The organism is Streptomyces sp. NPDC054841, assembly GCF_053611045.1.
This window is the reverse complement of sequence record NZ_JBSGZO010000039.1, coordinates 25327-36658: the sequence shown is the minus strand read 5'-3', so window position 1 is coordinate 36658 and position 11332 is coordinate 25327. Positions and strand designations below refer to the sequence as shown.

10 protein-coding genes and 1 pseudogene are annotated in these 11332 nt (G+C 71.5%); 3 read left to right on the top strand and 8 right to left on the bottom strand.

Features of this window, described 5'->3' with window-relative positions:
* From ACWGI8_RS08690 to ACWGI8_RS08655, 8 genes and pseudogenes are all read right to left on the bottom strand, one after another.
* Positions 1-804, bottom strand: a pseudogene (locus tag ACWGI8_RS08690) (histidine kinase); the annotation flags it as partial.
* Between the two features lie 314 nt (positions 805-1118).
* Positions 1119-1769: a hypothetical protein gene (locus ACWGI8_RS08685; protein ID WP_453659392.1), complete on the bottom strand. Its 651-nt coding sequence runs from the start codon at positions 1767-1769 to the stop codon at positions 1119-1121.
* Positions 1766-3394, bottom strand: a complete 1629-nt coding sequence (locus ACWGI8_RS08680) for a protein kinase domain-containing protein (RefSeq protein WP_453659391.1) — start codon at positions 3392-3394, stop codon at positions 1766-1768. Before ACWGI8_RS08680 ends, ACWGI8_RS08685 begins: the two co-directional genes overlap by 4 nt.
* 131 nt (positions 3395-3525) lie before the next feature.
* Entirely contained in the window at positions 3526-3717 is a 192-nt protein-coding gene (locus ACWGI8_RS08675) for a hypothetical protein (RefSeq protein WP_453659390.1), read from the bottom strand.
* Positions 3718-3966: 249 nt separating this feature from the next.
* Positions 3967-4710 carry a hypothetical protein gene (locus ACWGI8_RS08670; RefSeq protein ID WP_453659389.1) on the bottom strand — a complete coding sequence of 248 codons (744 nt, stop codon included), beginning with the start codon at positions 4708-4710 and terminating at the stop codon, positions 3967-3969.
* Between the two features lie 197 nt (positions 4711-4907).
* Complete coding sequence (locus tag ACWGI8_RS08665; protein ID WP_453659388.1) at positions 4908-5594, bottom strand: HisA/HisF-related TIM barrel protein; 687 nt, start codon at positions 5592-5594, stop codon at positions 4908-4910.
* Between the two features lie 18 nt (positions 5595-5612).
* Complete coding sequence (gene pdxA, locus ACWGI8_RS08660; RefSeq protein ID WP_453659387.1) at positions 5613-6590, bottom strand: 4-hydroxythreonine-4-phosphate dehydrogenase PdxA; 978 nt, start codon at positions 6588-6590, stop codon at positions 5613-5615.
* A 10-nt stretch (positions 6591-6600) separates the two neighbouring features.
* Positions 6601-7833 (bottom strand): four-carbon acid sugar kinase family protein, encoded by a 1233-nt coding sequence (locus ACWGI8_RS08655; protein ID WP_453659386.1) that lies wholly within the window; start codon positions 7831-7833, stop codon positions 6601-6603.
* Positions 7834-8030: 197 nt separating this feature from the next.
* Between ACWGI8_RS08655 and ACWGI8_RS08650 the strand changes: the two genes are divergently transcribed.
* From ACWGI8_RS08650 to ACWGI8_RS08640, 3 genes are all read left to right on the top strand, one after another.
* On the top strand, positions 8031-8933 hold the full coding sequence (locus ACWGI8_RS08650) for a LysR substrate-binding domain-containing protein (RefSeq protein WP_453659385.1): 903 nt from the start codon (positions 8031-8033) through the stop codon (positions 8931-8933).
* Between the two features lie 226 nt (positions 8934-9159).
* Complete coding sequence (locus tag ACWGI8_RS08645) at positions 9160-9450, top strand: hypothetical protein (RefSeq protein ID WP_453659384.1); 291 nt, start codon at positions 9160-9162, stop codon at positions 9448-9450.
* A 144-nt stretch (positions 9451-9594) separates the two neighbouring features.
* Positions 9595-11328: an enoyl-CoA hydratase-related protein gene (locus ACWGI8_RS08640; protein WP_453659397.1), complete on the top strand. Its 1734-nt coding sequence runs from the start codon at positions 9595-9597 to the stop codon at positions 11326-11328.
* Positions 11329-11332 lie beyond the last annotated feature (4 nt).

Here is an 11332-nt window from a genome sequence, read left to right as displayed (position 1 = left end):
GAGGCCTTCCAGCTCCCGGACGGGCCGTCCCTCGGCGTCGGGGCCCAGCTCCAGCAGCCGTCTGGCCTCGTCGTTGGCCAGCAGGAGTGTGCCGTCGCCGCCGACGATGACGACGCCTTCCCGTACGGCGTGCAGCACGGCGTCATGGTGTTCGTACATCCGGGTCATCTCGGTCGGACCGAGCCCGTGGGTCTGCCGCTTCAGACGTCTGGTCGCCAGCGCGGTGCCGGTCGTGGCCAGGGCGAGGCCGGCCGCGCCGCTGCCGAGAATGACCGGCAGTTGCTGGTTGAGCGCCTGGGACGCGTTCTTGACGGTGAGACCGGCGGAGACCAGGGCCACGACCGAGCCGTTGGGGTCGGTCACCGGGACCACTGCCTGCACCTCATGCCCGAGCGGTCCGTGGACGCTCTCGAGGAGAACTTCGCCCCTCAGTGACGGTTCGATGGTGCCGACGAAGCGCTTGCCGATCCGGTCCGGCTTCGGATGCGTGTAGCGGATTCCCTTGGTGTCCATCACCACGATGAAGTCGACGCCCGCTGCTCTGCGGGTCTCCTCGGTGATCGGCTGGAGCACTTTGGAGGGATCGGGCGACTTGAGGACGTCCAGGAGTCCTGGAGATTGGGCGAACGTTTCCGCGACCGCGACCGAACGGTTCCGGGCCTCGCGGTCACTGTCGTGCCGGGTCTGGAGCACCAGCGCCAGGATCGCGCCGAGCACAAGCAGGACCACGACCGCCACCTGGAGGACGAAGACCTGCCCGGCGACGCTCCTGGGGCGCTTGTCGATCAGTGGCCGAACCGACACGCCCCGCAATCGGTCGAAGCGCCTGATCACGCGTCCTTTCTAGCACCGCTGAGCCCAATCGGGCCATACGCGACAACAAGAGGTTACGGCGAGATGCGCTGAAGGCGACCGCGGCGCGGTGCGGAGCGGCGGGGCGCCGGCGAGGGCCGGGGCCGGACGGCGCCGAATTCCCGGGGCTCCATGATGCGCGGCCGACCTCGACTGCGCCCCCGACCCGGCCCGCTGCCGATGCGCGGGTCGCGGCTCCGTGGCCCGGCGCGGTGGTGATCCGCTTGAGCGGCATCTCCGATGCCCCCGCAGGAGTGCCGGGCCGGTCAGGGGCAGCTGTAGGTGAAGCCGGCTGCCGCCGTGTGGCGGCTGGGCGAGGTGATCCGCAGCTCGGCCCGGGCGTCGTAGGCGCCCTCGCCGTGGAACGTCCACAGCAGACGGAGGCGCGCCTGCCGCTGCCCGCGGGCCAGCCGCTCGCTCAGCTCCTCCGACGTGGTGCCGTCGTTGCGCACCCAGTGGTACGTCAGGCTGCCGGGCCGCCCGTCGGTGTCGACCAGGGCCGTGATGACGGCCGTGCCGTCGCAGCCCGGGCCGGCAGGGTCGGTCCCCACCGTCACACCCCGGACGGCGAGCCCGGGCCCGTACCGCTGCCAGGCGAGGAAGCCGAGTACGGCGAGCAGCACCACGGCGGCCAGGGTGTAGCGGCGCAGCCCCGCGAGCCGGGAGGTGCGGCGCCCCTGCGGCAGGGGCGTGCCGCCGGCGAGAGTGCCGTGCCAGACGGTGGCCGTGTTGTCCCGGTCGTACCGTTCACGGACGGCCGCCGTGACCCCCGGGCCGAACCGGAGCACCGTGCCCTCGACCGCGTCCGGGACCGGCTCCGGCTCCGGCCGCTCGACCCAGTGGCTGGCCAGCGCCGTCGCGCTGTATTCGTCCTCGGGGTCCGGCCGGCCGGTGAAGGGGATGCGCGGATCGTTCATCCGACGGTGCACCTCCTGGTCAGGATCTCCTGCTGGGAACCGCCGTTCGCGGCGGCCGGCGTGCTGCTCGCCAGGACCCTCCAGTAGCAGGCCCTGCTGTTCTGGAACGTGTGCTCGACGGTGAGGGTGTACTGCGTGGCGCCGCTGCGTTCGAAGGTGCCGGCGGGGCCGTCCGGTGTGCCGGGGCCGCCCTTGGACTGGGCGGTGGCCCAGTCCAGCGTGATGGTCACGGGGCCGGTCCCGTCGGTGACGATGTCCACGGTCGTGGTTGCGGTCGTCGGGCCGGTCTGGCGCAGCGAGCTGACGGACACGGAGGTGACGGTCACCGCGGGCGGCTCCGGCGTGACGGGCGGATCGGAAACGACCGGCGGTTCGGAAACGACCGGCGGTTCGGACCCCGTGACCGGTGGCGCGGACGGGCCAGGATCCCCGGAGGACGGTGTGGGGGCCGGCCCGGTGGCGCTCGGGGTCGGTGCCGGCGAGACGGAGGTGGTCGGCGAAGGGCTCACCGTCGGCGGGGCGGACAGCGGCGGGGACGCCTCGTCCGGCGGCACGGCACTGGTGGTGGCGACCGCCTGTGCCGTCGTGCGCACCGGAGCCTCATCGGTGGCCCGGGCGGCGATGGCCAGCACGAGTCCCAGTACGAGGGCGAGCGACGCGGCGAACAGCCCCTGCTTGCCCGGCCACAGACCGCCGAGCCGGTGGCCGTGCCCCAGCGAGGTCGTCGCCCGTGCCGAGGCCCCCGCTGGCGGTGGTCCCGCCGAAGGGAACATCAGTGGCAACAGCGCCGCCAGCGCGGCGAGTTTCCGCTGGCCGCGCTCCTCCCAGTGCGGGCCGTAGGCCGCGCAGGCGGTCTCCTCCAGTTCCGCCACGAACGCCTCGGCGTTCTCCGGCCGGTGCTCGGGTTGCTTCGCCAGCCCGCGCCGGATCAGTGGACGCAGTTGCTCGGGCACCTCCGCCTCCGGCACGGGCGCGCTGGTGTGCTGCAGCGCCAGCTCGGCGAAGTTCTGCCCGGAGTAGGGCTTCCGGCCGGTCACGCACTCGAAGAACGTGGCCGTCGCGGCGTACACGTCGGCGGCGGGAGAGGCAGGCTCTCCGCTCCACTGCTCCGGCGCCATGTACGCGGGAGTGCCGGCCACCCCGGGGGTCGTACCGCGGCTCGCGGCGATGCCGAAATCGACGAGCTTGGACGAACCGTCGGCCGCCACCAGCACGTTCTCCGGCTTGTAGTCCCGGTGCACCACACCCGCCCGGTGCGCCGCCGCGAGTCCCAGCAGGGACCCCTTCAGGACCACGAGAGCGGGCTCGGGACCCGTGCTCCCCTCCCTGGCGAGGAGGGCGCGCAGGGCGATGCCGTCGACCAGCTCCATGACGATGGCCGCACCGTCCGGCGCCTCGACGTACTCGTACAGCCGGACGACGTGAGGCGTGTCCAGCTCGCCGAGGAGCTGTGCCTCCGAGCGGAACACCCGCACGAAGCCCTCGTCCCGGCGCATCCGCTCACTGAGGTACTTGACGGCGACCGGCGTGCCCGTCGCGTCATGGACGGCGAGCACGACACGTCCGCTCCCGCCCGAACCGAGTTCCCTGGTCTCCGTGTATCCGGGGACCGCCCATCCGTTCATCCCGCCCCCTGGGGCCTCTCCGGCCTGATCGACCGGACAGGACCTGGTCCTGTCCGGCCTCCATCGCGTGCGCCGATTGTCCCCACAACAGACACAATTCCGCCACGACCGGTTCCCGTCGGTGGAGCGGGTCACACACAGTCGGCGGCGGACTTCGCGCGCGTACCCGTGATCAGCCGGTGCAGCCGGTCCGCGGCGGCACGGCCGAACGACGGGTCGTTGATGTGCGTGTCGAAGTCCACGACCTGCACCGCGCTGCCTCGCAGCCCGTCCCGCAGGGCGACCTCGGCTTCGGCCGGCACGTCCTCCCGGAGGTCCGCCAAGGGGAGGACCCAGCATGAGCAAGGCACCCACCACCACGTTCTACCCGGCTGCCCGAGCGGCTGCCCGGCGCGAAGTGCCCCTGCGAGGCTGCCACCTTGGCGAAGAGTGCCGCGGCATACAACGCAGGCACTCTCAACCGGACTCGCGCCGCCGGCGTCACCATGGTCGAGGTGTTCGATGGCTCGGACTGTGGTTGGACCAGCCACGGAGACCGCGACCGTCTCAGGATGTGCACCTTCTCGGTGGTCTCACTTGGGGAGATGCCGTGCAGCTGCGTTCCCGCAGTCCTTGGACCCCGATTCCCTCAATGCCTGATGGGTGGATGTACGGAGCGTGAATCGTTCCATTGAGATTCTCAAGATCTGGCCGTCGACTGTGCAGTAAAGAACGAAGGATCGGCCGCTTTTTCCTAGGAATGTCAGCCCTTGTGTTGGGATATTGACGGGACTGGACGCAACAGACACGATTTCTGCGACCGGCTGCGCTCGAACATCGAAGAACAAGAGTCCTAGTCGCAGCCCCGTGACGGGTTGGCCTGCCGCGCCACGCTTGCCGGCCGCCTCCATGAAGTTCTCGCCGACAAGCCCGGCGCAGATCAAGATTGCGAAGACCGCAGCCAGCGCGGTGAAGTAAGCAGGGATCGGCAGTTGATCGACCTTGCAGTCCCTTCCATGTTTTCTCTTGAGGATCTTTTTCCAGATCCAAAGGACCATGGAAATGCCGACAGTCAGTGCGACGGCAACGGTGATAATGAATCCCCATGAACGAGTCAAAGTGTCCGAATAGGACAGTTCAACATCCACCGAGGTGATGCCGAATTCTGTGTAGAACTCGTCATACATTGCTGCAAGGAGGCCAAAGAAGCACAGGCCCGCGATTGCGCCGACAGCAGACCAATGGCGCAGGGCCGCCCATGCGCTCAGGGGGCTGTCCGACGATTGGCGCCCATGCTTGGGCCCATCACCCTGTGCGGAATCATGGCTGTCTGTCATGTTTGCGGCGTTACCCGCAGTCGGCCCCGTCTTCCCGCTTCGGTCTGCCTGGCCACCCGCACGGCTGAGCAGTCATGCCCTGGCCTGGTCCGCCCCAGATCAGCGACGGGCGATGGCCAGGACGGACACGCGGGTCCGGGGCCGAGGCGGACGGTCCCGCGGACAGGGAGGTCGTAACAAGGGCGCGTCACGTTCGTTCAGGCGCACGCGGCGGATGACGACCCGGCGGCGTCCAGGATGACGGCCAACTGGCGCTGAAGCGTGCCCAGATGCGGGTCGAAGGCCGCCGCCATGGCCGCCGAACCCACGGTGAAGGCGTCCACGCCGGCTGCCGCGAGCGCCGCGATCCGCTCACGGCTGTCGATGCCGCCGGCGACGACGAGCCGTCCGGACGTCGCCGCGCGGGCACTGCGTACCAGCTCCATCGGGTCGGCGTCGGTGGCCCGGTAGGCGAGCAGGTCGACTCCGTCGCACCCGGCCGCCTCGAAGCGCCGGCACTGCTCGGCGACCTGCTCCGGTGTGCCGCCGAGCCGGGTCGGGTGGCCGGACGGAGTTCCGGGGAAGGGGAGATAGCGGATTCCCGTGCCGCGCAGCAGCTCCAGGGTCTCCTCGGCCCAGATGCCGCCCATGAGCTGGTCGACGCCGAGGTCGACGGCCATCCGGGCCGAGTCCAGGGCCCGTTCCCGGCTGGTGCTGACCACTTCGAGACAGCTTGTCGCGCCTGTGGCCCTGATGCGGCGGTGCAGAGCGGCCAGGGTGCCGGCATCCACCCCGACGTCCTTGAAGCCGATGTGCCGCAGCCCGACGTCCGCCAGGCTGTCGACGAGTTCCAGGCAGTCGCGTACGGTCCGGTCGTCGCGCGTGAGCATGAAGATGAAGTCCACAGTGCCTTCCTGGTGGTCTTAGCGACAGCCGCTCAGCGCGCGGGCGTGCCGCAGCGCGGTGAGCAGGCTGGTGTGATCGGCGATGCCCTGACCGGCGATGTCGAAGGCCGTGCCGTGGTCCACGCTGGTGCGGACGAACGGCAGGCCGATGGTGATGTTGACCCCGTGCTCCAGGCCGAGGTACTTCACCGGGATCAGCCCCTGGTCGTGGTACTGGGCCACGACCACGTCGAACTCCCCTCGGCGCGCCCGGAGGAAGACCGTGTCGGCCGGCCACGGCCCGCTCGCGTCGATCCCTTCGGCGCGCGCGGACTGCACTGCAGGCGCGATGATGTCGAGTTCCTCGCGGCCCATCAGCCCGTTCTCGCCGGCGTGCGGGTTCAGTCCGGCGACGGCGATGCGCGGCCGGGGGATCCCCGTCCCGCGCAGCGCGTCATGGGCCAGCCGCAGCGCGGTCAGTTCCGCCTCGACGGTGAGGGAGTCCAGCGCCTCGCGCAGAGCCTGGTGAATGGTGACGAGGACGACCCGCAGCTCGTCGTTGGCCATCATCATCGCGTACCGCTCGGTGCCGCTGAGCGCGGCGAGGATCTCGGTGTGACCCGGGTAGGGCAGTCCCGCGAGACGCAGGGCCTCTTTGCTGAGCGGCGCGGTGACGAGGGCGGCGACGCGGTTCTCCAGCGCGAGACCGATGCCCTTGGCCACGTACTCGTACGCGGCCCTCCCGGCCCGGCGGTCGACCCGCCCCGGGCGGAGCTCCTCCGGCAGCGAGGTCCCGGACAGCACCTGCACGGTGCCCGCCTCGTCGTCCATGTCGTCCACCGATGCCAGGGCACGGATCGGGATGTCGAGACCGATGGCCGCCGCCGTGCGGCGGAGCACTCCCTCGTCCCCGATGACGAGTACCGGAGGACCGCAGCGGTCGTCGGCCACCAGCCCGAGGGTGATCTCCGGTCCGATACCGGCCGGGTCACCCATGGTCACCGCTATGGGGCGCACGTCGAACTCCCTATGAGGTACGTGAGATGAGGTCGGTGAGACGGCGGAGCGTGTCGCGGTCGCCGAAGCCGCCGGCCTTGAGCGCGACGGAGATCCGCCGGGGGTGGTCGAGCAGGCCGAGCGCGATGCCCGGTTCCGGTTCGTCGACGAGGTCGAGGTCGCGGGCTCCCAGCGCAAGCAGGACCGTACGAGCGGTCTCCCCACCGGTGAGCACCAGCGCGTCGAAGGCGTCGCGCGACGCGAGCGCGACGACGGCCCGGGCCAGCGCTTGCGGCACCGAGTGCTCCGTACGTACGTCCGGTCCGTGCAGCAGCGCCCTGGACCGCGCGGCCAGCTCCCGCTCCGCAAGGTCCACGGCCGCGGGGTCCAGGACGGGCACGAGCGCGCCGCTCTCCCGGGTGGCGAAGCGCGCGGACTGCTCGTGGCCCGCCGGGTGGAGACTGCCGACGACGACCAGGACACGCGGCCGGGATGAGCGGATGTCACCCTCGGGAGCGGGACTGCCGGGGCCGGGGCCCAGCCTTCTGGCCAGGGCCGCGGCAAGGCCCGGTGAACCGACCCAGAGCACCTGTCCCGGATCGGGCACCGCGGCCACCAGAGCGTCCAGGTCCTCGTCACAGGCGGCGTCGGCCAGCACGAGCGGGGCCGTCCCGAGGAGCCGCGACACCGTCCGCCCCGGTGACACCGTCCGCCCCCGCGACACCGTCCGCTCCTGCGGTGCGACGAGATCAGCCCGTACGGCGCCGGGAATCAGCCGCGTCAGATCGGCACAGCGCACCGGATGGGCAGGGTCCTCGGCGAACGCGGTCTCGTGCACCGGCCGCCCCGCCAGGAGCTGTACGCCGCCGACGGTCGTGCGGCCCTCCGCCGGAAACGCGGGCGCGATGACGGCCGTACGCCGGCCGCTCGCCGCCAGGGCCGTGAGTGCGGCACCGATCTCCGCGGCGAGATGCCCGCGCAGCGTCGAGTCGACGGTCTTGAGCACGACATCCGCGCCCGACAGGGCGGTCGCGGCCCGGGCGGTCAGGGCGGCCGCGACGTCGGCCGGGCCCGTGCGGGTGTCGAGATCGATCGCGGTCACGCCGGTCGCCGGGCCGTGGTCGGGGCCCGCGAGACTGATACGCGCCGGGAAGCCGGCCGCCCTGAAGGGTGCGGCCCCGTCGCCCGCACTCGTCAGGTCGTCGGCGAGGATCGCGACCGTCCGTGGCCGTGCCGTGCCGGCCCGGTCCGGCCGACCGGCCACCCTGGGGCTCCAGGTGTCGGAGAACGAAGCAAATGTGTGAGCAGGACTGACCTTCTTCATCATACGAATCCTTCGGTCCCGGCTGCTGGCGCTTCGTACTTCCGCTGGTTGAACCCCTTGCCTGCACTACTTTCACCGGTCGACAGGGGGCCTGTAAAGCGACGATCGCTCACATCGTCTGTGACAGAATTTGACGCATGACCTGGACAGATCTGCCGCCGCTCGGGACTCTGGTCGCCTTCGAGGCGACGGTCCGGCACGCGAGCGTGAGCAAGGCCGCAGCCGAGCTGCAGCTGACCCATGGCGCGGTGAGCCGCCAGATCCAGCAACTCGAACACGCCCTGGGAGTGGCCCTGTTCGAGCGGCGCAACCGCGCGGTCGTCCCGACGCCGGCCGCGCGCAAGCTCGCCCATGACGTGACCGACGCCCTCGGCCTCCTCAGCACGGCGGCCCGGCGTACGCGGGCGGCCGCCGAACCCGGTCCGCTCGTGCTGTCCTGCGAGCCCACACTGCTGATGCGCTGGCTGATCCCCCGACTGCCCATGATCGCCGAACCCGCGCCCGCCCTTGATCTGCGCCTCGTCGCCTCCGGTGGCCCGGTCCCCTTCGACCGCGAGGGAATCGACGCCGCGATCCGGCGCAACGACTTCCCGCTGCCGGACGGCGTGCCCGCGCACCGGCTGTTCGACGAGTACGTCGGACCCGTGTGCGCCCCCGAACTCGCGCGGGACCTCGCCAGGCCCGCGGACCTGACGGGCCTGACCCGGCTGCACACCCGCACCCGGCCGTCGGCCTGGCAGGACTGGGCGACGGCCGCAGGGGAGACCTTGTCCACCGCACCCGAGCAGACCTTCGAGCACTTCTATCTGAGCCTGCAGGCCGCGGCCAGCGGCATCGGCGTGGCCATCGGCCCGCTCGCCCTCGTCCACGACGACCTCCGGGCGGGGCGGCTGGTCGCGCCCTTCGGGTTCCGGCCCGACGGCAGCGCGTATGTCCTGCTGGCCGCTCTCCCGCCGGACGACGCGCGCCTGGCCGTACTGCTGGGCCGGCTCGGCGAGGAGGCGGAGAGGACGACCGCATCGCTGCCGTGCGCCGGCTGACTCCGGGCAGGCCGGCGGATGATCCCCGGCCCTGCTGCCGGCCACTCCAATGCCGCGGTGGCGTCCCGGTATCGCTCCGGGGCCGGTGTCACACCCCGGGTCGGCCGCTCCTCAAGTCGGCCGTTGCCACCGCGGGCAACCCTGCGGCGGTCTCAGGTCGGACCTAGTCTGGACTACGACGGCGCTGTGGAGGTGTGCGACTACGACGGCGCTGCGGAGGTGTGCCATGTCGCGTAACCATCACTTCCACCTGGACCGGGGGAAGCACTCGATCACGGTGAACGTGGGCCCCGGCAGGACCGGCGGCATCGAGCTCCTGGTCGACGGCAAGGTGATCGCGTACCGGCGCGAGCACGGTACGGGGACGACAGTGCTGACCGGGGAGCTGCCGGACGAGCCCGCCCGCCAGTTCCTGGTCCGGGTGCACCAGCCGCACCTCGTGCGCGTCAAACCCGGCTGCACCCTGGAGCTGGACGGCGTGGAGCTGCCCATGCCGGAGCGTTACGCGGCGTTCTGAGCGCCGCCGATCGGTCGCCCCGACGGTCGCTTTCGAGTGACCTCCGCGGCTCCGTACCGACGGCGGCGGCCGGATGTGTCCGACGATCGCAGGCGGCCGGATCCTCTCCCGGCCGTGAGCCGCCGGATCCGGTGGAAGGCCGCCATGCACATCCTGCTCGTCGCCAGTGCGTACAACAGCCTCACTCAGCGAGTCCACGCGGAACTGCGCGACCGCGGACACTCCGTCGCCGTGGAGCTGACACCGCGCAGCGACTCCGTTCGGGCCGCGGTCCACCGGCACGAGCCGGCACTTGTCGTGGCCCCCATGCTGAAGACGGCCGTGCCCCGTGACGTATGGGCCGAACACACCTGTCTCATCGTGCATCCCGGGCCGGTGGGTGACCGGGGGCCGTCCTCCCTGGACTGGGCTATCCACGAGGACGCCGGCTCGTGGGGTGTCACCGTCCTGCAGGCCGACGAGGAGATGGACGCCGGTGACGTATGGGCCACCGTGAGCTGCCCGCTGCCGCCGCTCGCCAAGAGCGATCTGTACCGGAACGAAGTCTCCGACGCCGCCGTCACCGCTCTTCTGCTGGCCGTCGACCGGTTCGCGTCCGGTACGTACACCCCGCAGCCGCAGAACAGCCTGCCGGGCCCGGTCCGCACCCGGCCCTGGTTCCGCCAGGAGCTTCGGCGTATCTCCTGGGAGCAGGACCTCACCGGGACCGTCGTGCGCAAGCTGCGCGCCGCGGACTCGCAGCCCGGAGTGCTGGACAGCCTGCTGGGCGGCGAGTGGTTCCTCCATGGCGGCCACCCGGAGGACCGGCTGCGAGGCCGCCCCGGTGACCTGCTGGCCACTCGTGCCGGTGCCATCTGCCGCGCGACGGTGGACGGCGCGGTGTGGATCCCCGAACTGCGCCCGCGCCGCGGGCCCGAGGGGCCGGCCACCTTCAAACTGCCTGCCACCCTGGCCCTCGCGGGCCGCCTCCCGGCGCTGCCGGAGCTTCCCGCGCCGCTGCACCACGACGGGCACCGCGACGGGCACCGCGATGGCCACCACAAGACATGGACCGACATCCACTACCGGGAGGAGGGGCAGGTCGGCCTGCTGTCGTTCTCCTTCCCCGGCGGCGCGATGAGCACCGCGCACTGCCGGCGCCTGCTGGACGCCTACCGGGTGGCCTGTTCCCGGCCCACCTCGGTGCTGGTGCTGGGAGGCGGCCGGGACTTCTTCTCCAACGGCATCCACCTCAATGTCATCGAGGCGGCCGCCGACCCCGCGGCGGAGTCCTGGGCCAACATCAACGCGATGGACGACCTGGTGGAGGCCGTGCTGACCACCACCGACCGGCTCGTGGTCGCAGCTGTCGGCGGCAATGCGGCGGCAGGCGGGGTGATGCTCGCGCTGGCCGCCGACGAGGTCTGGTGCCGGGCGGGCACGGTGCTCAACCCGCACTACCGGCGTATGGGGCTGTACGGCTCGGAGTACTGGACGTACACCCTGCCCCGGCGCGTGGGCGGCCCCGTGGCGGACCGGCTCATGCGGGAGGCCCAGCCGGTGACCGCGACTGCCGCGCTGCGGCTCGGCCTGGTGGACCGCGTCGTCGACTGCGGTCCGCAGGAGTTCACCGACGAAGTCACCCGGCTGGCCGCACGGCTGGCTCCGTTTCCCGCGACCCAGTCGCGGATCGCGGCGAAGAAGGCCGAGTGCGAGCGCCGGGAACGGGTCGAGCCGCTGGCGGTGTACCGGCAGAAGGAACTGGCCCGCATGCTCCGCATCTTCTCCGACCCCACAGCCCCCTACCACGCGCTGCGCCGGGCGTTCGTCCGCAAGGAACCGCCGCACGGCACCCCGTTCGGCCCGGCCGCGGTGGCAGCGGGCCCGGTCGCCTGTTAGCAAG

What these genes read in the sequence shown, in the direction of transcription:
- ACWGI8_RS08685 (WP_453659392.1), bottom strand. Translation starts at nt 1,769, where the DNA reads ATGAACGATCCGCGCATCCCCTTCACCGGCCGGCCGGACCCCGAGGAC.
- ACWGI8_RS08680 (WP_453659391.1), bottom strand. Translation starts at nt 3,394, where the DNA reads ATGAACGGATGGGCGGTCCCCGGATACACGGAGACCAGGGAACTCGGT.
- ACWGI8_RS08670 (WP_453659389.1), bottom strand. Translation starts at nt 4,710, where the DNA reads ATGACAGACAGCCATGATTCCGCACAGGGTGATGGGCCCAAGCATGGG.
- ACWGI8_RS08650 (WP_453659385.1), top strand. Translation starts at nt 8,031, where the DNA reads ATGACCTGGACAGATCTGCCGCCGCTCGGGACTCTGGTCGCCTTCGAG.
- ACWGI8_RS08645 (WP_453659384.1), top strand. Translation starts at nt 9,160, where the DNA reads ATGTCGCGTAACCATCACTTCCACCTGGACCGGGGGAAGCACTCGATC.
- ACWGI8_RS08640 (WP_453659397.1), top strand. Translation starts at nt 9,595, where the DNA reads ATGCACATCCTGCTCGTCGCCAGTGCGTACAACAGCCTCACTCAGCGA.